General features: G+C 71.5%; 23 protein-coding genes and 2 tRNA genes. 18 read left to right on the forward strand and 7 right to left on the reverse strand.

Going from position 1 to position 25,264, the window contains the following annotated elements; genetic code table 11:
* Positions 1-126: 126 nt before the first annotated feature.
* Positions 127-720, reverse strand: coding sequence for a histidine phosphatase family protein (locus tag ACGFWI_RS14595; protein ID WP_393906309.1), 594 nt, complete (start codon positions 718-720; stop codon positions 127-129).
* Between the two features lie 284 nt (positions 721-1,004).
* On the opposite strand from ACGFWI_RS14595, the gene ACGFWI_RS14600 reads away from it, so the two are divergent.
* From ACGFWI_RS14600 to ACGFWI_RS14625, 6 genes are all read left to right on the forward strand, one after another.
* Entirely contained in the window at positions 1,005-2,246 is a 1,242-nt protein-coding gene (locus ACGFWI_RS14600) for a hypothetical protein (RefSeq protein WP_393906310.1), read from the forward strand.
* The gene (locus ACGFWI_RS14605; RefSeq protein WP_393906311.1) at positions 2,237-3,787 is read left to right on the forward strand and encodes a hypothetical protein; all 1,551 of its coding nucleotides are present in this window, start codon (positions 2,237-2,239) and stop codon (positions 3,785-3,787) included. The genes ACGFWI_RS14600 and ACGFWI_RS14605 overlap by 10 nt, the downstream gene beginning before the upstream one ends.
* A gap of 40 nt (positions 3,788-3,827) precedes the next feature.
* Positions 3,828-5,213: an AAA domain-containing protein gene (locus ACGFWI_RS14610; RefSeq protein WP_393906312.1), complete on the forward strand. Its 1,386-nt coding sequence runs from the start codon at positions 3,828-3,830 to the stop codon at positions 5,211-5,213.
* Between the two features lie 146 nt (positions 5,214-5,359).
* On the forward strand, positions 5,360-5,743 hold the full coding sequence (locus ACGFWI_RS14615; RefSeq protein WP_393906313.1) for a hypothetical protein: 384 nt from the start codon (positions 5,360-5,362) through the stop codon (positions 5,741-5,743).
* Between the two features lie 187 nt (positions 5,744-5,930).
* Positions 5,931-6,563 (forward strand): bifunctional DNA primase/polymerase, encoded by a 633-nt coding sequence (locus ACGFWI_RS14620; RefSeq protein WP_393906314.1) that lies wholly within the window; start codon positions 5,931-5,933, stop codon positions 6,561-6,563.
* A gap of 56 nt (positions 6,564-6,619) precedes the next feature.
* Positions 6,620-6,693 (forward strand) — tRNA-Lys (locus ACGFWI_RS14625).
* A gap of 102 nt (positions 6,694-6,795) precedes the next feature.
* On the opposite strand, the gene ACGFWI_RS14630 is transcribed toward ACGFWI_RS14625, so the two are convergent.
* Positions 6,796-8,037 (reverse strand): M6 family metalloprotease domain-containing protein, encoded by a 1,242-nt coding sequence (locus ACGFWI_RS14630; RefSeq protein ID WP_393906315.1) that lies wholly within the window; start codon positions 8,035-8,037, stop codon positions 6,796-6,798.
* A gap of 361 nt (positions 8,038-8,398) precedes the next feature.
* On the opposite strand from ACGFWI_RS14630, the gene ACGFWI_RS14635 reads away from it, so the two are divergent.
* Positions 8,399-10,213, forward strand: coding sequence for a putative bifunctional diguanylate cyclase/phosphodiesterase (locus ACGFWI_RS14635; protein WP_393906316.1), 1,815 nt, complete (start codon positions 8,399-8,401; stop codon positions 10,211-10,213).
* 22 nt (positions 10,214-10,235) lie between these two features.
* Here ACGFWI_RS14635 and ACGFWI_RS14640 read toward each other — a convergent pair whose 3' ends face one another.
* From ACGFWI_RS14640 to ACGFWI_RS14650, 3 genes are all read right to left on the reverse strand, one after another.
* The gene (locus ACGFWI_RS14640; RefSeq protein WP_393906317.1) at positions 10,236-11,372 is read right to left on the reverse strand and encodes an LLM class flavin-dependent oxidoreductase; all 1,137 of its coding nucleotides are present in this window, start codon (positions 11,370-11,372) and stop codon (positions 10,236-10,238) included.
* 126 nt (positions 11,373-11,498) lie between these two features.
* Positions 11,499-12,224, reverse strand: coding sequence for a decarboxylase (locus ACGFWI_RS14645; protein ID WP_393906318.1), 726 nt, complete (start codon positions 12,222-12,224; stop codon positions 11,499-11,501).
* A 146-nt stretch (positions 12,225-12,370) separates the two neighbouring features.
* Positions 12,371-13,285, reverse strand: a complete 915-nt coding sequence (locus ACGFWI_RS14650) for a decarboxylase (protein WP_393906319.1) — start codon at positions 13,283-13,285, stop codon at positions 12,371-12,373.
* A 206-nt stretch (positions 13,286-13,491) separates the two neighbouring features.
* Here ACGFWI_RS14650 and ACGFWI_RS14655 point away from each other — a divergent pair, with 206 nt between their 5' ends.
* Positions 13,492-14,457 (forward strand): D-2-hydroxyacid dehydrogenase, encoded by a 966-nt coding sequence (locus tag ACGFWI_RS14655; RefSeq protein WP_393906320.1) that lies wholly within the window; start codon positions 13,492-13,494, stop codon positions 14,455-14,457.
* 75 nt (positions 14,458-14,532) lie between these two features.
* Complete coding sequence (locus ACGFWI_RS14660) at positions 14,533-15,954, forward strand: amidase (protein WP_393906321.1); 1,422 nt, start codon at positions 14,533-14,535, stop codon at positions 15,952-15,954.
* A gap of 66 nt (positions 15,955-16,020) precedes the next feature.
* Here the strand turns inward: ACGFWI_RS14660 and ACGFWI_RS14665 are convergent, their stop codons facing one another.
* A complete protein-coding gene (locus ACGFWI_RS14665) occupies positions 16,021-16,521 on the reverse strand; it encodes a DUF3830 family protein (protein ID WP_393906322.1) in 501 nt (166 codons plus the stop codon).
* Positions 16,522-16,631: 110 nt separating this feature from the next.
* Between ACGFWI_RS14665 and ehuB the strand changes: the two genes are divergently transcribed.
* From ehuB to ACGFWI_RS14710, 9 genes are all read left to right on the forward strand, one after another.
* The gene (ehuB, locus tag ACGFWI_RS14670) at positions 16,632-17,570 is read left to right on the forward strand and encodes an ectoine/hydroxyectoine ABC transporter substrate-binding protein EhuB (RefSeq protein ID WP_393906323.1); all 939 of its coding nucleotides are present in this window, start codon (positions 16,632-16,634) and stop codon (positions 17,568-17,570) included.
* Complete coding sequence (ehuC, locus tag ACGFWI_RS14675) at positions 17,567-18,298, forward strand: ectoine/hydroxyectoine ABC transporter permease subunit EhuC (protein WP_393906324.1); 732 nt, start codon at positions 17,567-17,569, stop codon at positions 18,296-18,298. The genes ehuB and ehuC overlap by 4 nt, the downstream gene beginning before the upstream one ends.
* A 32-nt stretch (positions 18,299-18,330) precedes the next feature.
* A complete protein-coding gene (ehuD, locus tag ACGFWI_RS14680; protein WP_393906344.1) occupies positions 18,331-18,948 on the forward strand; it encodes an ectoine/hydroxyectoine ABC transporter permease subunit EhuD in 618 nt (205 codons plus the stop codon).
* The gene (ehuA, locus tag ACGFWI_RS14685) at positions 18,938-19,753 is read left to right on the forward strand and encodes an ectoine/hydroxyectoine ABC transporter ATP-binding protein EhuA (RefSeq protein ID WP_393906325.1); all 816 of its coding nucleotides are present in this window, start codon (positions 18,938-18,940) and stop codon (positions 19,751-19,753) included. Before ehuD ends, ehuA begins: the two co-directional genes overlap by 11 nt.
* 522 nt (positions 19,754-20,275) lie before the next feature.
* Positions 20,276-20,794 (forward strand): winged helix-turn-helix domain-containing protein, encoded by a 519-nt coding sequence (locus tag ACGFWI_RS14690; protein ID WP_393906326.1) that lies wholly within the window; start codon positions 20,276-20,278, stop codon positions 20,792-20,794.
* A gap of 143 nt (positions 20,795-20,937) precedes the next feature.
* The gene (locus tag ACGFWI_RS14695) at positions 20,938-21,354 is read left to right on the forward strand and encodes a hypothetical protein (RefSeq protein WP_393906327.1); all 417 of its coding nucleotides are present in this window, start codon (positions 20,938-20,940) and stop codon (positions 21,352-21,354) included.
* Between the two features lie 80 nt (positions 21,355-21,434).
* A complete protein-coding gene (locus tag ACGFWI_RS14700; RefSeq protein ID WP_393906328.1) occupies positions 21,435-21,893 on the forward strand; it encodes a hypothetical protein in 459 nt (152 codons plus the stop codon).
* A 328-nt stretch (positions 21,894-22,221) separates the two neighbouring features.
* Entirely contained in the window at positions 22,222-22,980 is a 759-nt protein-coding gene (locus ACGFWI_RS14705; protein WP_393906329.1) for an IclR family transcriptional regulator, read from the forward strand.
* 116 nt (positions 22,981-23,096) lie between these two features.
* Positions 23,097-23,170 (forward strand) — tRNA-Lys (locus ACGFWI_RS14710).
* A 188-nt stretch (positions 23,171-23,358) separates the two neighbouring features.
* Here the strand turns inward: ACGFWI_RS14710 and ACGFWI_RS14715 are convergent.
* Positions 23,359-25,113: an AMP-binding protein gene (locus tag ACGFWI_RS14715; RefSeq protein ID WP_393906345.1), complete on the reverse strand. Its 1,755-nt coding sequence runs from the start codon at positions 25,111-25,113 to the stop codon at positions 23,359-23,361.
* Positions 25,114-25,264 lie beyond the last annotated feature (151 nt).

The raw sequence follows: 25,264 nt of genomic DNA on the forward strand, positions 1-25,264 counted from the left end.
CTCCCGCCGACGTACCCAAGGAGCTCCCCCGGCCGAGGCGCCCGGTGGAGCCGCTGCCTACGTACCCGGTGAAGCCCCCGGCCGAGCCGCCGGCGGAACACCCGGGCCGCCCCCGACGGAGCGCCTTCAGCCAAGATGCCCGGTGTCGTTCCAGCGCTCGATCGCCGGCTCGCCGTAGGCCCAGCCGAGCACCGACAGGGAGGTCGGCTCCAGCCGGATCCGGGCGCCGAAGGAGATGTCCAGGCCCAGCCAGCGGGCGCCCAGGGCGCGCAGGATGTGGCCGTGCGCGAAGACCAGCACCTCGCGTTCGGCCGACCGCGCCCAGCCGATGACCTCGTCCGCGCGCGCGGCGACCTCGGCGAGCGTCTCGCCGTCCGGCACTCCGTCGCGCCAGATGAGCCAGTCCGGCCGCCCCGACTTGATCTCGGCCGGCGTCAGACCCTCGTACGCGCCGTAGTCGAACTCCATCAGCGCGTCCCACTGCTGCGCCCGGTCGCCGAAACCGGCCAGCTCACAGGTCTCCTTCGCACGCACCAGAGGGCTGGTGCGCACCTCGACGCCCGGCAGGCCGTCCCAGGGGGCGCGGTGCAGCCGCTCGCCCAGCAGCTTGGCGCCGCGCCGGCCCTCGTCCAGCAGCGGGACGTCCGTACGGCCGGTGTGCCTGCCGGAGAGGGACCACTCGGTCTGCCCGTGTCTGGCCAGGAAAATGCGCGCTGCCATGGTCGTACCTCTCGCCGACTTCTCGGCTGGTCGTTGCTCGGTGCGGGCGGCGTTGACCGCGGGCTTTCCATCATCGCGCATCGGGTCGATTTGTCCCCGGCCGGGAGGCCGTCACGCCGCTGACCGGGGATGTCGCCCTCCCGGCAGGCGAGGGTGCCGTCCGTCCGGGGCCGCCCGCGGCGTGCTGCCGTACGGCGTGGGGGCGCGCCGGGAGCCGCCGCGGCCGGAGGCCGGTCCGTGGGTGGTCGCCCCGCATGTCAGTGCCGGATGCGAGACTTCGGCGGGTGAACGTTTTCCGCGACAGTCGACCCGCGTCGGCCGCCCCCGTGGCGGAGCAGCCAACGGCGACGCCGAGCCTGCGGCATCGGCTCACCGAGCTGCGCGGCCCCGGCGTACGTCCCCGCTCCCTCGACGCCCGCGCGCTCGCCGCGCTGGCCGCCAACCCCGGCTGCCGGCGCCGTGCGCTGCTGGACGGGGCCGGCGTCGACAAGGGCGCGCTGGCCCAGGCGCTGGGCTCGCCCGCGGCGTACGGCCAGTCCCAGTTCGCGATCGTCCGCGGCAATGCCTTCGAGTCCCGGGTGAAGTCCGACGGCGGCACGGAGTTGCTGCGGCTGCTGCACGAGCGGCTGGCGCCCGGCACCCCGCCGCCCGCGCCCGAGGAGATCGCCACCCCGGATCTGTCCGCGGCCGGCCCCGAGGGCCGTACGGCGCGTACGGCGCTGGCGCTGCGCGAGGCGACCGCGGCCGGCGGCTGGGCGCTGCTCGACCATCCGATGCTGGCCGTCGAGGTGGCCGGCTCGCCCGCCTATGTGGAGCCGGATGCGGTGGTGGTGCATCCGGACGGCAGCTGGACGGTCGTCGAGATCAAGTCCTTCCCGATGATCGACGGTTCGGCGGACGCCGCCAAGGTGGGCGCCGCGGCGCGGCAGGCGGCGGTGTACGTCCTGGCCCTGGAGCCGGTGGCCCGGCACGTCGGCGCGCGCACCGGCCGCGCGGTCCAAGTCCGCGACCGGGTGCTGCTGGTGTGCCCGAAGGACTTCTCCAACCTCCCCACGGCCGCCGCCGTCGACGTCCGCAAGCAGCTGGCCACGACCCGGCGGCAGCTGACCCGCCTCACCCGGGTCGAGGAGATCGCCGCCGCCCTCCCCGCGGGGACCACCTTCGACCTCCGGCTCGCGGACGACGGGAAGACGGCGACCCGAGCGCCCGAGGAGCTGGCGGAGGCCGTCGAGGCGGTCGGTGCGGCCTACGCCCCCGAGTGCCTGGCCGCCTGCGAGCTGGCCTTCCACTGCCGTCAGCGGTCCCGTCAGGACGGTGCGGTGGAGGTGCTGGGGCGCGGCGTGCGGGGCGAGTTGGGCGGGCTGCACACCATCGAGGAGGTGCTGGCGGCGGCCGGGAGGGAGTCCCCGGCGGACCCGGACGACCCGGCCGTGGCGGCGCTGCGCCGGGCCGCCGCGCTGCGCGCCGAGGCGCTGGCCGGCGCAGCCGTGCCGGGACCGCGGACGGAGGAGCCGGGATGTCGCTGATCGAGACGCTGGCCCGGATGGAGGCGGTCGCCGCGGGCCGGGCGCGACCCCGGTGCACGGTCCGGCACCGCCATCTGTCCGAACGGCCGCTGGTCCTCGTCCCGCTGACGACCGCGGGTGAGGCCGGTGCCCCGCTGGGCGCGCTGGTCGGCACGGACCGCGAGAAGCCGGTGCTGCTGGCCGTTCCGCAGCCGCGCGACCGCGATCTGCGGTTCGCGTTCCTCGCCGAGCTGGCGGAGACGGTGCTGCCGTATGTGGACGGCTTCGCGGACGCCATCGAGTGGGAGGAGCGCAAGGAGACCGACCCGGAGACCGGCAAGAAGGTCCCGGTGCAGGTCGAACTGTGCGCGGACGCACCCCAGTTGATCGTTCCGAGTGCCGCCGGTATCGAGTTCGTACGGCTGCTGGGCCGCTCGATGCGGTTCCGGCGGACGGCCGAGCAGGAGCCGGAGACCCCGTACCCCGCGCCGCCGCATGTCCCGCTGCTGGGCCGCTGGCTGACCCATTTCGGCGAGCGGGCGCGCGTCCCGGGCGCGAGCCTGCTGCTGCCCATGACGGGTCTGCTGACCCGCCACTGGGCGAGCGGCCAGAGCGTGCTGGAGGACCAGCATCTGGGCGCGCTGCTCGCCTGGATCGACCCGCCGCCGGGGATGTCCGGCCGGGAGGCGGCCGAGCGCGCGGAGTCGGCGCGTGACGCGGACGGGCAGCTGCTGTGCCCGCCGGCCGGCCCGGCCACCGACCCGGCGTTCGACAACCGGCTGCTGGCCCCGGCGATGGCCCGCTACGACGCCGGGCTGCCGGGCGCCGAGGACGCGCTCCGGGCCCTGGTCGAGGGGCAGTTGCGGCCGACCTGGGACGCCGTCTGGCACGGCCTCGACCTGCTGCGGTCGCTCCCCGCGGGTACCCGGGTCCCCGACCGCTGGAAGCGTGACCGCTGGTCGTTCACGGCGCACCGGGACCGGGTGCGCGCCGGGGAGCCCCCGCAGCCCAAGCAGGACGACGCGGTCACCGCCGCACAGAAACTGTCCGCACGGGAGACCGCGCAGGCCCAACTGGACGCCCAGGAAGCCCTGGACGACCCCTTGGTGATGGCGGGGCGCCGGCTGGCCGGCGAGGCGTTCCAGGGCACGGTCACCGCCGTCGAGATGGCCTTCTCCGAGGGCAAGCGGCCGATGCCGCGTCCGCTGGTCACGCTCCGCACGGCCGACCGCCCGCAGCTGTCCGAGGGCGGCAAGCTCTACCGCCCCTTGCCGGAGGGCAGGACCCAGACCGCCGAATACGTGGCGCCCGTGGCCGAGGAGCCGGGTGCGCTGGTGGTGCGGCTGACGGGCGGGATGGGGCGCGGCAAGACACCCGAGCCCGGTTCGGTGCCGGAGCCGGACGAGACGGTGTGCTGGACGCTGTTCGAGCACGCCCCGCGCGGCGGCCCGGAGCTCCCGGACCCCGAGGACACCCCGTGGACCCACGGCGGCCCCCCGCCCGGCCCCGCGGACGCGCCGCACGACACCCCCGACCCCGTGACCACGGAGGACTTCCTGTGACCTGCGCCCGGCACTCGACCGCCCCGGAGAACACCGCCGCATGACGGCCCCTCAGGATCCCCACGCCCCCACGGCCAGGACCTTCGATCCGGCCGCCGCGGCCGCCGCGGCGACCGAAGCGATCCTGCACGACACGCTGCACGGCTCCCGGCGCGGTGTGGTCGTGGACTCCCCGCCCGGTGCCGGCAAGTCCACCCTCGTGGTGCGGGCGGCGCGCGAACTGGCCGCCGCCGGGCGCCCGTTGATGGTCATCGCGCAGACCAACGCCCAGGTCGACGACCTCGTGCTGCGGCTCGCCGAGAAGGACCCGGAGCTGCCCGTCGGCCGGCTGCACAGCAGCGAGCCCGGCGCGTTCGACCCGGCGCTGGCCGAGCTGCCCGCGGTCCGTACGTCCGCGAAGGCCGCCGATCTGGCCGGGATGGACGTCGTCGTCTCGACGGCCGCGAAATGGGCGTACACCAAGGTCGACGAACCCTGGCGGCACGCCATCGTGGACGAGGCCTACCAGATGCGTTCCGATGCGCTGCTGAGCGTCGCCGGGCTCTTCGAGCGGGCGCTGTTCGTCGGCGATCCGGGCCAGCTGGATCCGTTCAGCGTGGTCGGCGCCGAGCAGTGGGCGGGGCTGGCGTACGACCCGTCCGCGAGCGCGGTGTCGACCCTGCTGGCCCACAATCCCGATCTGCCGCAGCACCGGCTGCCGGTCTCCTGGCGGCTGCCCGCCTCGGCGGCGCCGCTCGTCTCCGCCGCGTTCTATCCGTACACCCCGTTCCGCAGCGGCACCGGCCACGGCGACCGCCGGCTGGCGTTCGGGGTGCCGGGTGACGGCTCGGGTGTGGACCGGGTCCTGGACGAGGCCGCGGAGTCCGGCTGGGGCCTGCTGGAACTCCCCGCCCGCCGTACGCCGCGTACGGACCCGGAGGCGGTCCGCGCGGTGGCTCGGGTCGTGCGCCGGCTCCTGGACCGCGGCGGCGCCGCGACCAGCGAGGCCCAGCGGGATGCGGACGGGGGGCCCGCCGTCCCCGCGCCGCTCACGGCGGCCCGGATCGCGGTCGGCACGGCCCATCGCGACCAGGCGGCGGCCATCCGTGCCGCGCTCGCCGAGCTGGGGGTGAGCGGGGTCGCGGTGGACACCGCCAACCGTCTCCAGGGCCGCGAGTTCGATGTCACGGTCGTCCTGCACCCGCTCTCCGGCCGCCCCGACGCCACCGCGTTCCATCTGGAGACCGGCCGGCTGTGTGTGCTCGCCTCCCGCCACCGGCACGCCTGCATCGTGGTCTGCCGGGCGGGCGTCGCCGACCTGCTGGACGAGCACCCCTCGACCGAGCCGGTCCGCCTCGGCGTCACGGTCAAGTTCCCGGACGGCTGGGAGGCCAACCACGCCGTCCTCGCCCACCTGGCCGAACACCGGGTGGTGTGGCGCCCTTAGGGGGAGGAGCCATGGGGCGCCCGGGCTCCGCCCCTGCGACGAGGACTCGGCCCCGGCCGAAAGGGGAGGCGGCGGACGGCACCACACACGGCCCCCTTGCGCGGGGCGGGACAATGGAATGCGGCACACGATCTGGAGGTAGGTACATGTCCGAGCCGCGACCGGCTCCCGACCCGCGTGGTACGGCGCCGGGACCACGGCGGATGAAGCCCGCGCAGCTGCTCTTCGAGCCGCCCGAGGCCGTCGCCGACCCCGAGCACTTCTTCGACCTGGAGTCGATGGAGGACCCGCGCGAGCTGCTCGGCCGCGCCACGGAACTGGCCCTCGCCTTCCGCGCCGCGGCCGACCGCGCCACGGAGTTCCAGGCGCTGGCCGCGGCCCAGCTCGCCGACCCCAGCCGGTTCGACCGGATGCCGCTGGCCGTGCTCGCGGAGCAGGCCGAGTGGACCGAGGACTATGCGCAAAAGATGATCGATTTCGGCCGCAGCCTGATGCGCAGCAGCAGCGCACTGCCGGGCGACATGGACTGAGCGCCCCGATCCCGCCGACCGCCCCAGGAGTCACTTCCGCACTACGCGCCCCACTACGGCTCATGGTCCATGACCATGGGCCGCTGGCATATGCAAGGAGCGCAAGATACCGGCTCCCGCACCGGCCCGTCCCGTTTTCCGGCAATCAGCTCAGCCCGTACGCACCGGGTCGGTAGACCTGTCCTCCATGAGCGACTGGCTGCCTGAGACCCCCCGCACCCTGGCCTTTCCCACCGCGGCGTATGTCACCCTCGCGGGCGCCGACTGGCTCGCCTCCGCCAGCCCCCACCCGGACGAGCTGCACACCCTGTGGGCCACTCGGCCGGCCGTCCCGAGCGTGCTGCCGTGCGGCACCGCTTTCGACGTGATCAACGCCCCGGCGCTCTTCGGGCGGCGCATGGTCGACCGTTTATGGTCCGACGGTCCCGGCTCGGGGCCGGTGGCGGCGCACCGCGGACGGATCCTGCTGTTCGCCGCCCCGGGCACGGCCCAGCGACTGCCATCACTGCTCGTCTGGGAGGAGTGGGCCGCCGCGGTTCCCCCGCTGCTGTGCCACGGCAGCGGCGATGCGGTGACCGTCCCCCCGCTGCACCCCCGCCACGGAGCCGCCAGTGGCGCGGACTCCGCCCCTTTCCTGGCCGCCGAGGACCCGGCCGGCCCGTCCGCCTCCCGCTGGCTGGTGGCGCCGGACGTCCGCAACCCCTGGCTGCCCGGTCCGGACGTGCTGCTGTGGGCCTGTGTGCGCGCCGCCCGCTCCATGGCCGGACCCGAGCGGGAAACCGCAGCTCAGCACCCCGATTCGGCGCTGATCCCGGGCTGAGACAAACCGATTTTTGTCCTCCCCGACCAGGATGCTAATGTTTTCCCCGTCAGCAGGCGCCGCTAGCTCAGTTGGTTAGAGCAGCTGACTCTTAATCAGCGGGTCCGGGGTTCGAGTCCCTGGCGGCGCACAGACAGTCGAAGGCCTCCACTCCGGTGGGGGCCTTCGTCGTATGCCGGCCCCTTCGCGCTCCTTGCCGGTCGTACGCCTCTCCTTGGGCCGCCGCCCGGCGTCAGCCGCGTCCGACCTTGACCGCCCAGTCCCCGTCGGTCGTCCGGCCCGCGACCTGGATGCGCACGCCGTCCTGGGCATCGTCCATGCTCTCCCCCACGCCCAGCGGCGCGTCCGCGAGCGGCGGGTAGACGGAGGCGCCCCAGCAGGCCGAGCTGCCCGGGTGCCCGTCGAGGACCTGCACGGGCCCCGACCCGGAAGGGGTCTGGCTGTGCACGCGGTAGACCAGGACGCCTTCGGTGCACAGGGAGCGGTCGTTGCCCATGGCACCGCGTGCCTCGATGGCCAGTGCGCTGTCGGGCCCCGTACGGACCACCAGGAGCCGCGGCCGGCGCTGGGCCCGGGGCTCCTTGGGGGCGGACAGCGTGCGCAGCGAGTGGAGGGCGGGGTTGGTCAGATCGACGCAGTCAACCTGGTTGTCGGCGATCCAGCCGAGCTTCCACTTGTGCCAGGCGAAGGGGTCGGGCGCCAGCCCGAACTGGCTGCCCATGAGGTCCCAGTCCCCCACGTAGGTGTCCCAGTCGCCCTTGCCGCCCGCCGGCCGGTGATAGAGGTCCGGCAGGTCGAAGACGTGCCCGGTCTCGTGTGCAAGGACATTGCGGTCCGGCGGGCTCTGCTCGAAGACGGTGACGAACCGGCGCAGATCGCGGTCGTCGGCGTGCATCGGCTGCTCCAGGTTGACGACCTTGGTGGCATCCGAGTCGACGCCGGGGGCATCCGGGTCGGCGACGAAATAGACCACGTCGTAGCGGCCGAAGTCCACGGAAGGGTCGGCGGCGGCGACCGCGTCGTGCAGATAGGCGGAGCGCCGGCCGGCGTCCCAGTCGCGCTGTATTCCGTAGGAGACGGACGGGCGCGGCATCCGGACCCAGCCGCGGTGGACGTCCGGACGCAGCCGGAACTTTCCGTACGAGGCGCGGTCGAAGAAGCCGGAGGTGGCGGGGAAGTAGGCGCGGGAGAGCTCCTGCGGGGTGGCGGACGGCCGGGCTTCCGGGAAGGACAGGAAGATCATGACGGCGTTGAGCGGACGGTCCGGGCGTGGATAGTCGCCGTTCCAGCTGTCGACGCCCTCCGAGTGGTGCGCGTCGGTGCGCCCCAGGGCACAGGGGAGGGTGGCCTCGGAGGCGGTGGCGGGCCCGGCGACGATGGACGTCGCGATGAGCGCACTCAGGGAGGTGGCGACGGCCGCGACGCGCCGCAGACGGCGACGATCCACCCCGTCGGGTGTCCGGGCGCGCGGCACATATACCTCCAGGGACGGATGCGGAGACCTCACCTACCCTGTGGCGATTTAATGCTATTCGTCCTGTTTTGCAGACCCGGAAGAGTGATCGGCGCGTCTTCGCCGCCCCGTAACGGAAAGTCACAAACAGCCAATGGGGCATTCGGTACGAACAGAGCCGGGCAGAAATGGCTGAAGTTCCGTCATGCGAGCGGACGATCACGGCTGCGTCGCTGGCTCGGCTGATGCGCCAGCCTCTATGATCGCCACACTTTCCAGCGCGAGATCCACCCTTCATCACGAGACAAGCGCCATGCGGGAGCGAGCAGTGAGCGGACACCCCGACAGTCCGGGCCGCACGCCCGGAGCGACGCTTCCCTCAGTGACGGAGCGTAACGGTAAGACCAAAGAATCTGCCGACGCCCGGCACACCCCCACCGGCCGCTGCGACGACACCGCGGCCTCGCTCGGCGACTACCGCGCCACCTTCTACGCCGCGCGACTGGCGATGGCCGTCCTCAACCGCGACGGCCTGGTCCTCGCCGCCAACCCCGCCTTCGGCGAACTGGTCGGCGCCGACCCGGCCGAGCTGGTCGCCGCCACCGCGGCGGACCTCACCGACCTCGGCGCCGACCCGCGGGTGTGGACCGCCTACCGCGAGGTGCTGTGCGGCCGCAGCGACCGGCTGCACTGCACCCGCCGCCTCAAACACCCCGAAGGGCACTCCATCTGGGTGGAGGTGACCGTCGAGCCGCTCACCCCGGAGCCGCTCAGCGGGGAGGAGCGGATGCTGCTGTCGGTGGCGGACATCAGCGACCGGCACGATCTGCTGGCCCGGCTGCGGCATCTGCAGATGCACGATCCGGTGACCCGGCTGCCCAACCGGGCACTGTTCTTCGAGCGGCTCTCCGCCGCGCTGGAGACCGCCTCCTTCGAACCGTCCGGCACCGGCCGGATCGGGCTGTGCTACCTCGACCTGGACGGCTTCAAGGCCGTCAACGACACCCTCGGGCACCGCATCGGCGACCGGCTGCTGAGCGCGGTCGCGCAGCGGCTGACGCGCTGCGCGGAGAGCGCGGCGGACCGCGGACCGGGCCGCGCAGGGCATCTCGTCGCGCGACTGGGCGGTGATGAATTCGCTCTTTTGGTGGAGGACTCCACCGGCACCGACCAGCTGGCCGAGCTGGCCCAGTGCGTCCTGGACGCGCTGCAGCGCCCGTTCGACCTCGCCGGGCAGCGGCTGTCGGTGTCGGCGAGCATCGGCGTCGTGGAGCGGACCGCCACCGGCACCACCGCGACCGGCCTGATGCAGGCCGCGGACACCACGCTGTACTGGGCGAAGGAGGACGGCAAGGCTCGCTGGACGCTCTTCGACCCGGAGCGCAACGCCCACCGGATGACCCGGCAGGCGCTCTCCAGCACCCTGCGGCCGGCCGTCGACCGCGGGGAATTCACCCTGGAGTACCAGCCGCTGGTCGGACTGGGTGACGGCCGGGCGCAGGGCGTGGAGGCGCTGGTGCGCTGGCGGCATCCGCAGTTCGGGACGCTGTCGCCGAATCGGTTCATCGCCCTGGCGGAGGAGAACGGCGCCATCGTCGAGCTGGGCCGCTGGGTCCTGGAGCGGGCCTGCCACCAGGCACGGGCCTGGCAGCTGGCGCACCCCGGCCAGCCGCTGTTCGTCAGCGTCAATGTGGCCGTACGTCAGGTGTGGGACTCCGACCTGGTCGCGGACGTCGCCGGGATTCTCGCGGAGACCGGGCTGCCGCCGCGGCTGCTGCAGCTGGAGCTGACCGAGTCGGCCGTCATGGGCTCGGCAGGCCGGCCGCTGCAGGCCCTGCAGGCACTCAGCGACATGGGCGTACGGATCGCCATCGACGACTTCGGCACCGGCTACTCCAACCTCGCCTACCTCAGCCGCCTCCCGGTGTCCGTACTGAAGCTGGACGGTTCCTTCGTCCGCGGCTTCCGCTCGCAGGAGCATCCGAACCCGGCGGACGAGATGATCGTGGAGGCGCTGGTGGCGCTGGCGCACCGGCTCGGCCTCACGGTCACCGCCGAGTGCGTGGAGAGCGCCGAGCAGGCCGAACGGCTCCGCCGGATCGGCTGCGACACCGGCCAGGGCTGGCTCTACTCCCGTCCCGTCGCCCCCGACCGGGTCGAGGCGCTGCTGGACGCGGGACGGCACACGGGTACCTGAGGGCGCCGCCCGGTCAGCACACCTACGGCCTCGGCAACCCGTACGCGTCCGCGATCAGCTCGTACGAGCGCAGCCGGGCCGGGCCGCCGTGGGCGTTGGCGGTGATCATCAGCTCGTCGGCGCCGGTGCGCTTGGCGAGGTCGTCCAGGCCCTGGCGGACGGCGTCCGGGGTGCCGTGGATGACGTTGCCGAGCCAGCTGTCGACGAAGCCCCGCTCCAACTCGTCGAAGCGGTAGGCCTCGGCCTCCTCGGGGCTGGGGACCAGGCCGGGGCGGCCGGTGCGCAGCCGGACCATGGAGAGTGCGCCGGTCATCACCTGGCGGCGGGCCTCCCGCTCGTCCTCGGCGGCCAGCGCAGCGACCCCGATCAGGGCGTACGGCTCGGACAAGGCCTCGGAGGGGCGGAAGGACGCGCGGTAGAGGTCCAGCGCGGGAACGGTGTTGGCCGCGGAGAAGTGGTGCGCGAAGGCGAACGGCAGACCGAGGGAGCCGGCGAGCCGGGCGCTGAAGCCGGAGGAGCCCAGCAGCCACAGGGGCGGCCGGTGGGCGGACTGGACGCCGCCGGGCGAGGTGGCCTGGACCGGGCCGGGGACCGCGTGGATCTTGGCGTAGGGGTGGCCGTCGGGGAAGGAGTCGTCGAGAAAGCGGGTCAACTCGGCCAGTTGCTGGGGGAATTCGTCCGCACCCTCGTGCAGCCGCTCGGTGCGGCGCAGCGCGGCGGCGGTGGCGCCGTCCGTGCCCGGCGCGCGGCCCAGGCCCAGATCGATACGGCCGGGGGCCATCGCCTCCAGGGTGCCGAACTGCTCGGCGATCACCAGCGGGGCGTGGTTGGGGAGCATGACGCCGCCGGAACCGAGGCGGATGCGCTCGGTGTGGGCGGCGAGGTGGGCGAGCAGCACCGCGGGCGAGGAGGAGGCGACGCCCGGCATGGAGTGGTGCTCGGCGACCCAGTAGCGATGGAAGCCACGGCGTTCGGCCGTACGGGCGATGTCGACGGCCGTGCGGACCGCACCGGAAGCGGTGTGGCCGGCGCCGACGGTCACCAGGTCGAGCACCGACAGGGGGACCGGGGCGCTGCCCAGGGCCGCGCCCCGTATCCCTTCGCCGCTCTCGCGGATCGTTTCGTCGCTGCCCCGGGTGGTGTCGTTCTCGCCGCTCACGGTGCGGGTCCTCCTCGCGTCGGTGGTCTGCGGGGAGGACAACCGGAGTGGTTCTCCACTTATTCCCGGGTCAGTTCCCCGACCGGCACCGGTGGGCCCGGTCGTGCGCCGTCCGCGAGACACGCCCTAGGCGTGCGCCGTCCGCGAGAAGAGGGTGCCGAGTACCGGGCAGGCAATCGTGCGGTCGAGCAGCCGCAGCCCTTCCCATGCCGTCACCTGATTGGCGGTGAGCACCGGCTTGCGCAGCTCCGCTTCGAGGGCCGGCAGATGTTCGGCGGTGTGCAGTGCGGTGTCGGGCAGCAGCACCACCTCGGCGTCGGGATGGTCGCCGGCCCGGGCGAGCGCCAGCACCTCCTCGCGGCCCCAGGTGCCGACCTCGGCGGCGGTGATGATGCCGCTCCCGCGGGTCGAGACGACCTCCGTACCGGCGGACTTCAAGAAGGCGTGGAAGCGCTCGGCCACCTCGTCGGGGTAGGTGGCGGCGATCGCCACCCGCTGGGCGCCGAGTGCCTGCACGGCATGCGCGAAGGCGAAGGACGTACTGGAGGCGGGCAGGCCGGCCGTGACGGACAGCTCCCGGACCTGTTCGTGGGCGCCCTCCCAGCCGAACACGAAGCTGGCGCTCGTGCAGGCCCAGACGACCGCCTCGGCGCCGCGCGCCTTGAGATCGTCGACGCCGGCCGCCAGCCGCGCGGCGGAGCCCATCTCCAGCAGCGCGTCGACCCGGTGGGCGTCCTCGCCGATGTCGGTGTGCACGAGCGGCAGGCGGACCGCGCCGCCCAGGAGTGTTTCGAGCCGGGGGTAGTCGTCCTCCGCGGAGTAGCCGGGGTAGAGGAAGCCGACCGATGCCATGCAGGTCTCCCTTGCGTGTACGACTGCGGGTGCAGGGGTGTTCGTGGGTGCGGGTGCGTTCACGGGTGGTGCGGTGCGGAAGGGGCGCTGCCGGCGCGTGGGGTGACGCCGGCAGCATCCGGGGCGGGGGCCGGGGAGAACCGGCCTCACACCGGGGGCAGACCTCCGGTGTCCTCGGGCGGATAGGGCGGGGGTTCCAGGCCGTCGAGGGCCTCCCCGTCCAAGGGCGCGGGGGATGCGGCGAAGGCGGCCTCGGGGGTCGCCTCCGGCAGCCCTGCTCCCGGTTCTTCCGGTTCCGATCCGGTCATCGCGGCCGGGCCGCGGCGCGCCACCGGGTCGAGCAGCGCCTGGTACGGGCCCACCGCCTGGACACCGATGGCGCGCAGTGCGGCCCACATCGTGACCTGGTTGGCGGACAGCACCGGCATCCGCAGCTCGGCCTCCAACTGCGGGATGACGTCGTAGGTCGGCAGATTCGTGCAGCTGATGAAGAGGGCATCGGCGGAGCCGACCACGGCCGCGCGGGCCATGTCGACGACGTCGCGGTAGGGCACCTTCCAGATGTGCCGGGTCAGCCCGAGGTAGGCGCGACCGGTGACCGTGATGCCTGCTTCACCCAGGTAGTCCTCCAGGGAGTCGGTGACCGATTTCGTGTAGGGCGTGACCACGGCGATGCGCCGTGCGCCGATCTCGCGCAGCGCTTCGATCAGTGCGCCCGATGTCGTGAGGGAGGGAACCTCCCCCGCCTGGGCCATGGCGGCGCACATGGCCCGTTCGCCAGCCACCCCGGCGACAAAGCTGCCGGACGTGCAGGCATAGGAGATGACCTGCGGTGATACCGCACACAGCGCCTGGACGGCGGCATGCAGCGTTTCGTGCTCGCTGACCAGACGGGCCAGATCGAGGCTGACCTCGACGGGCACAAAAGGGGTGCGGGTGAGGTGGAGGGACACGTCGTCGGGGACCCACCGCCACAGCTCCCTGTCGAGAGCGAAGTCGAAGGGAGCGACGACACCCACGCCGAGCTGCGGCTGTGGGCCACCCAGAAAAGAGACGTCCATGAAGGCCCCTAGAAGAAACGAAGGGCTGAAATGGCCAGGCCAGTGGCCGGGGATGAGGTGCAGCCGGATCAAGCCGGGACGTCGGGACAGTGCCGTTGTTGACACGGTAGATACGACTTCTTAGCGTGGTCAATCCTCGCATCTCAGGCATCTGCCGGCGCCCCTTTCCATGGAAAGGGACTCATGTTTCAGAACGGTTTCTGGCTATGTCCAAAAGCACCGTCCTCGTCCTCGGTTCCGACCCGCCGCCGAAGCTCGACCGGCTCACCGGCCGGGCACGGGTGATCTTCACCGATGAGGACTCGCTCGCTGACCGACTCCCCACCGCCGATGTGCTGTTGGCCTGGGATTTCACCTCCGATGCGATCCGCAGAGCCTGGCCGGAGAAGGGCCCCAGGCCTCGCTGGGTGCACACCGCGAGCGCGGGTGTGGATCAGCTGCTGTGCCCGGCGCTGATCGCCGACGACACCTTGGTGACCAACGCCCGGGGCGTCTTCGAGCAACCGATCGCAGAGTATGTGGCCGGGCTGGTGATCGCCATGGCCAAGGACTTCTACGGAAGTTGGGAGCTGCAGCGGCAGCGGCGCTGGCAGCACCGCGAGACCCTGCGGCTGGCCGGCAGCCGGGCCGTCGTGGTGGGCTCCGGACCGATCGGCCGGGCCATCGGCACCACCCTCCTGGCACTGGGTGTCAAGGTCGATCTGGTCGGCCGCCGGGAGCGCTCGGGCGACCCGCAATTCGGCCTCGTGCACGCGAGTGACGCGCTGAACGGCCTGTTGGCCCAGGCGGATTGGGTGGTCTGCGCGGCGCCCCTGACCGACGCCACCCGCGGCCTGTTCGACAAGGCCGCGTTCTCCCGGATGCCGCCGCGGGCCCGGTTCATCAACGTCGGGCGCGGGCAGCTGGTCGTCGAGGACGCGCTGATCGCGGCGCTGCGCGAGTGGCGGATCGCGGCGGCGGCACTGGACGTCTTCGAGCAGGAGCCGGTCGCCGCGGACAGCCCGCTGTGGGACGTCCCGCATCTGATCGTCTCGCCCCACATGAGCGGCGACACCCTGGGCTGGCGGGACGCCCTCGCCGAGCAGTTCCAGGACAACTTCGACCAGTGGTCGGCCGGCAAGCCGCTGCACAACCTCGTCGACAAGCGGCTCGGGTACGTACCGGTGCAGTGACGGCGCCGGCTGCCGTCCACGGCAGCGGCAACCCCGCCGCCGTCCCGCCCGGGGCGGCCAACGCTCGGAGGACGCATGACCACCGAACCGACCCACCTCGCCGACCTCACCGCCACCCGGCTCACGGCCGGGTACGCGGCCGGCGAATTCTCCCCCGTCGAGGCGACCCGGGCCGTGCTGGAACGCGCCGAAGCCGCACAGGCCGCGACGAACTGCTTCACCCGGATCGACGCGGACGAGGCGCTGTCGGGTGCCAAGGAGTCGGCGGAGCGCTGGCGGGCCGGGGAACCGGCCGGGCCGGTGGACGGGGTGCCCGTCACCGTCAAGGATCTGATCCTCACCCGGGGCGTCCCGACGCTGCGCGGTTCGCGGACGGTGCGGGCCGAGGGCCCGTGGGAGGAGGACGCACCGTCGGTCGCCCGGCTGCGGGAGTCGGGGGCGGTGTTCGTCGGCAAGACCACCACGCCGGAATTCGGCTGGAAGGGCGTCACCGACAGTCCACGGCACGGGGTGACGGGCAATCCGTACGACCCGGGGCGCACCGCGGGCGGCTCCAGCGGTGGCAGTGCGGCGGCGGTGGCGCTGGGCGCCGGGCCGCTGAGCCTGGGCACGGACGGCGGCGGCTCGGTCCGTATCCCGGCGTCGTTCTGCGGGATCTTCGCCCTCAAGGCGACCTACGGGCGGGTGCCGCTGTATCCGGCGAGCCCGTTCGGGACGCTGGCGCATGTCGGGCCGATGACCCGGGACGCGGCGGACGCGGCGTTGATGATGGAGGTGATCGGCGGCGCGGACTGGCGGGACTGGTCCCAGCTCGGTCCGGCCGCCGGCTCGTTCCGGGAGGCGCTGGCGGGTCCGGTCTCCGGGCTGCGGGTGGCCTACAGCCCGTCACTCGGCTGGGATGTGCCGGTGGCCCCGGAGATCGCCGCCGCGGTCCGGAGGGCCGTCGACACGCTCGCCGGGCTCGGCGCGTCCGTCGAGGAGATCGACCCGGGCATCGCGGACCCGGTGGAGGCCTTCCACACGCTGTGGTTCAGCGGGGCGGCCCGGGTGGTGCAGCATCTGGACGACGCGGAGCGGGCGCTGCTCGACCCGGGGCTCCAGGAGGTCTGCGAGCAGGGCGCCCGGTACAGCGCGCTGGACTATCTGACCGCGGTCGATACGCGAATGGCGCTCGGTCAGGCCATGGGCCGCTTCCACAGCGCCTATGACCTGTTGGTGACCCCGACCGAGCCGATCACCGCGTTCGAGGCGGGCGTCGAGGTCCCGTCCGGGTCCGGCCACACCCGCTGGACGGGCTGGACGCCGTTCACCTACCCGTTCAACCTCACCCAGCAGCCGGCCGCGACGCTGCCCTGCGGGGTGGACGGTGACGGGATGCCGATCGGCGTACAGCTGGTCGGTGCGCGGCACGCGGACGCGCTGGTACTGCGCGCCGCGCACGCCCTCTACGAGGCGGGGACCGCGGAGATCCCCGCGCCTGCGGCCGCCAAGGGGTGACCGCGTCGGCCCGTCGCCGGCCCGTGGGGCGGGCGACGGGCCGGCGCGGACGGCCCAGGGCGTGCCCTAGGCCCGCCGGAAGTTGAGGGTCTCCCCCAGGGCTCCGGCCCGCCACAGGTCCTGACAGGCCTCGGCCATCCGGTCCAGGCCGTCGACGACACTGCCCCACACGATGCCCGGCACCCAGCCCGCGTCACCGTTGATCAGTAGATTGTTGCGCTCGTAGAACAGCGCGAGATCCACGACGGTGGTGCGGCCCTGGTGCTGGGCCTGGGTCTCGTAACCGTAGGACTTCGTCCCCAGTTGGGTGTCGGTGAAGGTGAAGTAACACAGATCGCCGGGGATCGGGGTGATCGTCGGATTCTCCAGCGGCGGCTCCTCGGGAGCGAACGGCGCAAGCAGGGCGTAGATCTCGTTGCGGGCGTATTTGGCGTGATAGACGTCGCCGCCTAGCGGGAGCGCGTCCCATACGGCGTTGCAGGTGATCGGCGCGCGGTCGTCGAGCAACTTGGCCGTGCAGCTCACGCCGCGCTTGTCCAGGGAGACTTCGATGAAGCGATCGGTCATGCCCCGATCGTAGGTGGGCAATACCGGCGTACGGAACAAGTCCGAGGCGGTTGCATCAAGGGCCGGAAACGATCGGCATATGTGCCAGGCGTTCGGGTAGTCGCGCGCCCATGGCTCCACCACAGGAGAACACCAAAATGATCAAGAGAAAATTGGCAAGCGGCATTCGCCGCCGCTCGCTGCTCGCGGGGGTAGCGGCGCTCGGCGCAGCGGGTGCGGTGGGCACGGCCACGGGCTGCTCCCAGGTCGATGTCTCCGGCGCGACAGGCGGCGGGCATCTCCTCGACGACCTGCGGAAAAAGGGCACCGTCCGCATGGGAATCGCCAGCGAACCGCCCTACGCCTCCATCAACAGCAAGGGCGAGCTGACCGGCGAGGCCCCCGCCGTCGCCAAGACGATCTTCCGGCGGCTGGGCATCAAGAACTTCGAGCCGGTACCGGTCGAATTCGGTGCACTGGTGCCGGGACTGCATTCCTTCCAGTACGACGTGATCGTCGCGGGCATGTTCATCAACAAGGCCCGCTGTGCGGCCGTCCTCTTCTCCGACCCGGATTACGAGAACAAGGACGCCTTTCTCGTACTCAAGGGAAACCCGAAGAAAATCCACTCCTATGCGGACGTCGCCAAGGGCCACTACCGGATGGGCTCCGGCATCGGCTATGCCGAGATCGACTACGCGGTCGGCAACGGCGTCAAGAAGGACACGATCCAGACCTACGGTGACCAGATCGCCGGCATGGAGGCCCTGGAAGCGGGCCGTATCGACGCCTTCGCCGGTACGGCGCTGACCATGATCGAGGCGCTGAAGACCGGTAAGCACCCCAAGGTGGAGATGACCGAGCCGTTCACGCCGGAGGTCGACGGGAAACCCCAGCGCGACGGCGGCGGCTACGGCTTCCGGATCGGCGAGACCAAGCTGCGGGACGCCTTCAACCACGAGCTGCAGAAGATGAAGAAGAGCGGCGAACTCCTGCGTATCGCCAAGCCGTACGGCTTCACCGAGGAGTTCATGACCGACCTCACGGCGAAGGAGCTCTGTAAAAAGTGACCGGCGCTCTGTGGGAACTCTTCTTCAAAGGGCTGTGGATCACCGTCCAGTTGATGATCTACAGCGCCGCCCTGGCCGCCACCGTCGCCTTCGGTATCGGCCTGGCGCGCACCTCACGGTTCTGGATCATCCGCTTCCTGTCCGGTGTCTATGTGGAGTTCTTCCGCGGCACCTCGGCCCTGGTGCTGATGTTCTGGCTGTTCTTCGCGCTGCCGCTGCTGGGCTGGCAGCTGGTCGGTATCTGGGCGGGCACCCTGGCGCTGGGCCTGTCGTACGGCGCGTACGGCTCCGAGATCGTCCGTGGCGCCGTCCAGGCGGTGGCACCCGCCCAGCGTGAGGCGGCCATCGCGCTGAGCTTCACGCCCTGGCAGCGGCTGCGGAAGGTGATACTCCCGCAAGCCGTGCCCGAGATGATGCCGCCCTTCAACAACCTGCTGATCGAGCTGCTCAAGGGCACCGCGCTGGCGTCGCTGCTGTCCATCGGCGAACTCACCTTCCAGGCCAAGCTGGCCAGGCTGTCGACGGGCGAGAGCGCCCAGATCTACGGAATCATCCTCGTCCTGTACTTCGCGGTCGCGTTCGTGATGACCCGGATCATGCGGGTGCTGGAGCGCCGCGCCAAGGCCTCGATCGGCCGGGCGGTCCCCAAGGGTGAGGGCTGGTTCTCCCGCAAACTGCCCGTCGAGAAGCAGGGCCCCGAGGCGCTGGCCACCGGAGGAAAGCCGTGAACAACTGGTCATGGAGCTACGTCGGCGAGATCATGCCCGACATCCTCAAAGGCCTGTGGATCACCGTCCAGGCAACGATCTACGGCTCGCTGGTGTCCTTCGCGCTCGGGCTGGTGTGGGCGCTGGCCCTGCGCTCGCGCAGCCGCTGGGTGACCTGGCCGGTCAGCATCTTCGTCGAGTTCATCCGCAACACCCCGCTGCTGGTGCAGCTGTTCTTCCTGTTCTTCGTCCTGCCGGGCTGGGGGCTGGCCTTCTCGCCGCTGACCACGGGCGTGATCGGCCTGGGCCTGCACTACTCGACGTACACCTCCGAGGTCTACCGCGCCGGTATCGAGGGTGTGCCGCCCGGCCAGTGGGAGGCCGCGACGGCGCTGAACCTGCCGCGCCGGCGCACCTGGACCGCGGTGATCCTGCCGCAGGCGTTCCGCCGGGTGGTGCCCGCGCTGGGCAACTACGTCATCGCGATGTTCAAGGACACGCCGCTGCTGGCCGGTATCACCGTCGCCGACATGCTCTTCCAGGCGAACAGCATCAGCGCCACCACCTTCGACTACCTGGAGCCGATCACCATCGTCGGCATCCTCTTCGTGGTCATCTCCTACCCCACTTCTCTCCTCCTGCGAGCCCTGGAGCGTCGTCTTGTCCGCTGACAGCACCCCCTCAAAAGAAACGGCCAACCCGGCGGTGGACGGCACCGAGCTGATCCGCTTCGACAAGGTCACCAAGCGGTTCGGGACCAACACCGTTCTGGACTCCCTGGACTTCACCGTCTCGTCGGGCAAACACGTCACCCTCATCGGCCCGTCCGGGTCCGGCAAGACCACGATTCTGCGGCTGCTGATGACGCTGCTGAAGCCGGACGAGGGCACCATCAAGGTCGGCGGCGAGTATCTGACGCACGAGGAGAAGGGCGGCAAGCTCGTCGCGGCCGGGGAGAAGCACGTCCGGGAGGTCCGCAAGAACATCGGCATGGTGTTCCAGCAGTTCAATCTCTTCCCGAACATGAAGGTGCTGCGGAACATCACCGAGGCGCCGGTGCACGTCCTCGGGCTGGACAAGGACGCCGCCGAGGAGCGCGCCCGCGAACTCCTCGACCTGGTGGGCCTGACCGAGCATCTCGACAAGTACCCCACCCAGCTCTCCGGCGGCCAGCAGCAGCGGGTCGCCATCGCCCGGGCGCTGGCGATGCGCCCGCAGGTGCTGCTGCTGGACGAGGTGACCTCCGCGCTCGACCCGGAGCTGGTGGCCGGGGTGCTGGACGTCCTGCGGGACATCGCGCACACCACGGACATCACCATGCTCTGCGTCACCCATGAGATGAACTTCGCCCGGGACATCTCCGACGACGTCCTGATGTTCGACGCGGGCCGGGTCATCGAATCCGGTTCTCCGGAAAAGATCTTCACGGAGCCGGAGCACGAGCGCACCCGGGAATTCCTGAGCGCCGTGCTGTGAACCGCGGCCGCTAGACGCCGAGTCCGGGTGGTGCGTCCCCTCCGGGGGATGCACCACCCTTTCTCATTTCCGCACACCGGCACCATCGCGGCCAAATTCCGGAATATCGCCCCGCGCCCCTGGGCGGGGTGCGGGGAATCTCGCACGCGGCCGGCCCGTCGCCGCATGCTCAACAGTTCCTCAAGTCGATGACCCATGGCTGAAATCAGGTCTACGGTCTACCGTCTGTGTACGGTCTGCGGACGCGCCTGACACCACCTCATGACCAGGGTGATGGCGCGGAGTCGGGCCGTACCGGGCGTCTTGACCGGGTGCCCACCGCAGGTGTCGTACCTCAGGTTTCACGCCACAGAATTCTGTCCGCGAGCACAACAACGGGGTCCCTTTTCCATGGGAAGGACAGTGGAGACGTGAACGTCTCATTTTTCGCCACGGAGTCAGCGCATTCCGGAAAACAGTCAGAAAGGCGCGCCCGGCACGGCGCGTTTTCCCTCCTGGTAAACCCCTGAGGAGCTGATGCGCGTGCATACTCAGGAATCGCCGCTTCGGCACCAGGACGCCTACGCCGTCGTCGTCGCGGACACCGTCGACGACATCGAGCAGCTCAACGAACTGCTGCACAGCAATCTCCCGGTCCTGCTCGTCCGCGATCTCGACCAGGCCAGACGCCTGATGGACGGCGAGCCGTCCGGCGCGTCCGCCGCGGACACCCCGCGGCCGGACCCGCTGCGGGTGGGCCGGCTGGAGATCCGGCCGCAGGAGCAGCGGGCGCTGTGGTGCGGCGCGCCGCTGGAGCTGACCGCACAGGAGATCGGCCTGCTGCGCTGCCTCGCCCGGCACGGCGGCAGCGTGGCCTCCTTCCAGGAACTCGTCCAGGACGTCTGGGGAGCGTCCTGCGGAGTGGACACCACGGTGATTCACAGCGCCGTACGACGGCTGCGCCGGAAGCTGGAAAGGGCCGGTGTCGACGTCGGGATCGAGTCCGTCCGCGGTTACGGTCTGCGGATCGCCCATGAGGGTCGGCAACCGTCAGCGAACTGACATCAACCTGACATTGGCCGCCCCGCCGGATTCCTCAAGACTATGAGGCGATTCACCGGCGGGGACGCCTTTTCCGGACTCCTGACATACCCGCGGCCGGACGGCGTCTTTCGCTTCATGAAGACATTCGAACGGGAGGCAGCATGCGCGTACACAAGGCATCCCGCGCACTTTTGGTGGGTGCGGCGGCCGTGAGCATTCTCGGTACGACGGGAATGGCTTCCCCCGCTACGGCGGCCGCCGATCACGGCCCCGCCGTGCTGAAGAAGACCTGCAAGGTCTCCGCCTATACCGACCGCGTCGACCGGAAGACCGACAAGTTCGGCAACGGCGCGATCGAGTGCAACTACAAGCCCGCCTACACGAAGCTCGTCGTCACCCTCTACAAGGGCAAGAAGAAGGTGGCGAAGGCCAAGTGCGGTAACCACAAGAAGTCTTGTTTCGTCGCCACCAGGGCCGTCAAGGACGATATGCCCATCCAGAAGTGGCGCACCAAGGTCACCGGCGCCTGGGGCTCCGGAAAGCACAAGAGCGTGTGGAGCAAGGCGCTTCACGGCTGAGCCGGGCCGCGTCCCGCACGCTCACCGGCCTCGGTCCGCTGAGGCCTCATCACGCCCACGACCAGCAAAGGCAGATGCGTATGCGCTCCATGATCGCGCGTGGCGCGGTGGCCGCTCTCGCCGCCACCACCCTGGCCGGATCCTTCGCGGGTTCCGCCTCTGCGCAGCAGACCGTGCACACCAAGAAAACCGTGCACAGCCAGAAGGCAAGGGCCACCAAGAAGTCCCCCAAGCTCGACGGCGGCTGCAACTTCATCAACAACGGCCGCAAGACGGCGGGCGTGGCCTGCTTCAAGAAGAAGGGCGACCGGGTCTGGCTCCGTGACAAGGCCCGCGACGGTATGCGCATCGAGGTGCGCGGTTCGGTCAACAGCAAGGGCCAGCCCGGATTCCGCTGCTACGGCAACTACAAAGGCGGCTGGAAGGTCTGCAACTTCGACCGCAAGATGGCCGAGGGCCATGTCTTCCTCTGGTACGTCACCAAGTGGAAGGGCAGCAAACTGAAGGGCACCAGCGGCGAGAAGATGATGCAGACGTAACGGACGTCGCCTCGCGGAACCGGCCACCGATGTGGCCGGTTCCGTACCCTCCCCGGGCCCTCCCCCGCGCCGCACCGGGGCATCCCGGTGCGGCGCGGCGCAAAGTGCCAGGCCATCCGGAGCCTCATGACCTTGGCATATGCCAAAGTCTCAAGCCCCAGTACAGAAACGCCGGGCACGACTCTTTTCAGTCAAGACCCCCTCCATCGAGGGCCGTTGACCGCTATCGTGAGAGCACGCCGTTATCCGGGATCGGCCGCGCAGGCGCCGGCCGGGACCACCAACGACGGTCCTGACGCAAGCGGTAACAACCTGCTAGGGGGACACCGTGGCGCTGAAGCCCGAGCCGACCGCGCCGTTCCATTCGGTGCAGTACGCCCTTCGCGTGCTCGAAACGATCTCCAGGCACGCCGATGGCGTGACCGATGCGCAGATCGCCCGCGAAGCGGGCCTGTCCCCGGGCCAGCTCGCCCACATGCTGTCGATGCTCCGGCGCGAGGGCTATGTCGAGCAGGTCACCGACGGGGCGTATGTCGTCGGCGAATCGCTCCTGCTCCTGGGAGCGGGCGGCGACCGCGACCAGGCCCTGCGCGAAAAGCTGCAGCTCACCCTCGACCACCTGCGCGACTCGGTCGGCGCGGCGGTCTACATCAGCCGGTACATCGACGGCGAGGTGAAGATCCTGCACTACGCGGACGGACCGCTGGCCCCCAAGGTCAACGAGTGGGCGGAGTTCCACCGCACGGCGCATGCCAGCGCGGTCGGCAAATGCCTGCTGGCGCAGCTCGACCACGACGGCCGCAAGGACCACCTCTCACGCCACAAGACCGCCCGGCTCACCTCCCGGACGATCACCAACGAGAAGGTCCTGTTCCACAAGCTCGACAGCCAGCCGGCCACGGTGCCCGTCCTCGACCTGCAGGAGTACGCCGTCGGCACGGTCTGCGCGGCCGTACCGATCACCGCCGGCGCGACGGTCGGCTGCCTCGCCCTCTCCATGCCGCTGGAGCACGCCCACCGTCTGCGCCAGGCCGCCGACGCCCTCAACCGTCAGGCCGCTCCGGTACTGCTGTCGCTGGCCATCTGAGCCGGGGGCGAGCCGGGCCGGCACGGAACGGACCGGTCGGCGGCGCCGTTCGCCCTCCCCGGCTGCCGTGGTCATCAGCACCCGTCTCGGCCAGGTAGTATTTCTTTCGTCAGCGCGCGCCGCTAGCTCAGTTGGTTAGAGCAGCTGACTCTTAATCAGCGGGTCCGGGGTTCGAGTCCCTGGCGGCGCACGTATCGAGTGGGCGTTTCCGGTTCTCCGGGAACGCCCATTTTGTTTGTCGTGACGGGGTGGGCCGGATCAGCGGCCGGAGGCGGGGCATCCCGTCCGGGGCGGGGCGTCCCGTCCGGGGCGGGGCGTCCGTTCCGGGGAGCGGCGAATCCGGTCCGGGGCAGGGCATCCGCTCCCCGGCCACCGGGGTCAGCGGTCCAGCAGCGGGCCCCGGCCGTGCTCGCGATACAGCGCCAGCAGTGCAGCCCGGTCCCCGGCGCTGAACGGGCGGTACGCGCTTCCGGCCGGGACGGCAGTGGCGGCGGACCCGGCCGGGTCCGCCGAGGTGACCGGGGACCACCAGACCGGCTCCGGGCAGCGGAAACCGGCCCGCCGCAGGGCGGCCCGATGCACCTTGTGGGTGGCCGTCACCGGCAGCGCGTCCACGGTCCGTACGAACCGGGGCGCCATCTTCGTCCCGAGATCGGGCTGGGCGGCGAGAAAGGCCACGAAGTCGTCCGGATCGAACGCGGCGCCGTCCCGCAGGGCCAGGGCCGCCATGACCTGGTCCCCGGCGACGGGGTCGGGCACCGCGTACACGGCCACGCCGGCGGCCGGGGCGTAGCGGGCGAGGATGTTCTCGATCACCGCGACGGCCAGATTCTCGCTGTCGACCCGCAGCCGGTCATCCGTGCGCCCGGCGAAGTGGAAGAACCCCTCGGTGTCCCGGTAGAAGAGATCACCGGTCCAGTACCAGCCCGCGCCGACCTGCCCCTCGCCCCGGCCGCGGGTGCGGGCGGCGGTCGCCTCGGGGTTGCGCCAGTAGCCCTCGAAGGAGCTGCGGCCGCGGTTGACCAGCTCCCCTATCGCCCGGTCCCCGTTCAGCAGCCGGCCGGCCGGGCCGAGGCGGGCGCGCGGCAGCTCGGCGCCGGTCTCCGGGTCGACGACGGCGAGATCGTCTCCGGGGGCGGGCCGGCCGATGGCGCCGGGCGGGGTGTCCGGTGTGCGCTGGATCGCGGCGCCGCCCTCGGAGGAGCCGTACCCCTCCGTCAGGCGGACGCCGAACCGTTCGGCGAAGCGGGCGGCATCGACGGTGCCGGCCTCGGTGCCGAACCCGCAGCGCAGCCGGTGGTCCCGGTCGTCGGGGGCGGGCGGGGTGGCGAGCACATACTGCACGGCCCGGCCGACGTAGGTGAAGTAGGTGGCCCCGTAGTGGCGTACATCGGGGAGGAAGGCGGAGGCCGAGAAGCGGCGGCGCAGCGCCACGGCGGCGCCGCCGGCCAGTGCCGGGGCCCAGCCGGCGATCACCGCGTTGCCGTGGAACATCGGCATACAGAGGTAGTGGACGTCGTCCCGGCGCACCCCGAGATACCCGGCCAGCGAGCGTCCGGCGGCGGCCAGCCGGCCCTGGGTGCACAGGGCGGCCTTGGGCGCGCCGGTGGAGCCGGAGGTGAAGTAGAGCAGCATCCGGGAGTCGGGCGTCGGGGTACGGGTGCGGCCGCCGGTCATGATCTCGCCGGGCGCGGTGCCCTCGTACGGCGCGAGCAGCTCCCGGTAAGCCGGGTCGTCCACGACGAGGATCCGCTCGGGCGGGACGGGGAGGTCCAGGCCGACGAGCAGCGGCAGCAGGGCGCGTTCGGTGATCAGCAGCGCGCAGTCGGTATGGCTGATGTCGCGGGCGAGCTCCGGCCCGCGGCGCGTGGGGTTGATCCCGGCGACGGCGGCCCCGGCGAGCGCCGCGGCACTCAGCCAGAGCGGGTACTCGGGCACATTGCCGAGCAACACCCCGAGGTGTGCCGGTGCACCACGCGGCAGCAGCTCCCCCAGCAGCGCCGCCCGCGCGGCGGCACCGCCCGCCAGCTCGTGATGGGTGAGCCGGAGATCCCCGTACTTCGCGCCCACCCGGTGATCACCCCACTGCGCCTGTACGAGCTCCGCGACGGTCGCGGCGCCGGAACTGCCCATCCCGCTGGTGCCGTTGGTTGCCATGGCGCCGCAGGGTAGATGACGTAGCGTCAGATGTGGAGCGGGGGCGGGCGGACGTCGGGCGGGGGAAGGGGACTGCCGGCCCTCGGCCAGGCCGGACCCGCCGCCGACGGCGCACGACCGGACCGGG

This window comes from Streptomyces sp. NPDC048434, from assembly GCF_043200375.1.
In the GTDB taxonomy this organism is placed as follows: domain Bacteria; phylum Actinomycetota; class Actinomycetes; order Streptomycetales; family Streptomycetaceae; genus Streptomyces.

Bases quoted from the DNA above. Each gene is read 5' to 3' on its own strand.
- ACGFWI_RS14595 (WP_393906309.1), bottom strand. From the start codon at position 720: ATGGCAGCGCGCATTTTCCTGGCCAGACACGGGCAGACCGAGTGGTCC.
- ACGFWI_RS14605 (WP_393906311.1), top strand. From the start codon at position 2,237: ATGTCGCTGATCGAGACGCTGGCCCGGATGGAGGCGGTCGCCGCGGGC.
- ACGFWI_RS14610 (WP_393906312.1), top strand. From the start codon at position 3,828: ATGACGGCCCCTCAGGATCCCCACGCCCCCACGGCCAGGACCTTCGAT.
- ACGFWI_RS14615 (WP_393906313.1), top strand. From the start codon at position 5,360: ATGTCCGAGCCGCGACCGGCTCCCGACCCGCGTGGTACGGCGCCGGGA.
- ACGFWI_RS14620 (WP_393906314.1), top strand. From the start codon at position 5,931: ATGAGCGACTGGCTGCCTGAGACCCCCCGCACCCTGGCCTTTCCCACC.
- ACGFWI_RS14645 (WP_393906318.1), bottom strand. From the start codon at position 12,224: ATGGCATCGGTCGGCTTCCTCTACCCCGGCTACTCCGCGGAGGACGAC.
- ACGFWI_RS14650 (WP_393906319.1), bottom strand. From the start codon at position 13,285: ATGGACGTCTCTTTTCTGGGTGGCCCACAGCCGCAGCTCGGCGTGGGT.
- ACGFWI_RS14655 (WP_393906320.1), top strand. From the start codon at position 13,492: ATGTCCAAAAGCACCGTCCTCGTCCTCGGTTCCGACCCGCCGCCGAAG.
- ACGFWI_RS14660 (WP_393906321.1), top strand. From the start codon at position 14,533: ATGACCACCGAACCGACCCACCTCGCCGACCTCACCGCCACCCGGCTC.
- ACGFWI_RS14665 (WP_393906322.1), bottom strand. From the start codon at position 16,521: ATGACCGATCGCTTCATCGAAGTCTCCCTGGACAAGCGCGGCGTGAGC.
- ehuB (WP_393906323.1), top strand. From the start codon at position 16,632: ATGGCTCCACCACAGGAGAACACCAAAATGATCAAGAGAAAATTGGCA.
- ehuD (WP_393906344.1), top strand. From the start codon at position 18,331: ATGCCCGACATCCTCAAAGGCCTGTGGATCACCGTCCAGGCAACGATC.
- ACGFWI_RS14695 (WP_393906327.1), top strand. From the start codon at position 20,938: ATGCGCGTACACAAGGCATCCCGCGCACTTTTGGTGGGTGCGGCGGCC.
- ACGFWI_RS14700 (WP_393906328.1), top strand. From the start codon at position 21,435: ATGCGCTCCATGATCGCGCGTGGCGCGGTGGCCGCTCTCGCCGCCACC.
- ACGFWI_RS14715 (WP_393906345.1), bottom strand. From the start codon at position 25,113: ATGGGCAGTTCCGGCGCCGCGACCGTCGCGGAGCTCGTACAGGCGCAG.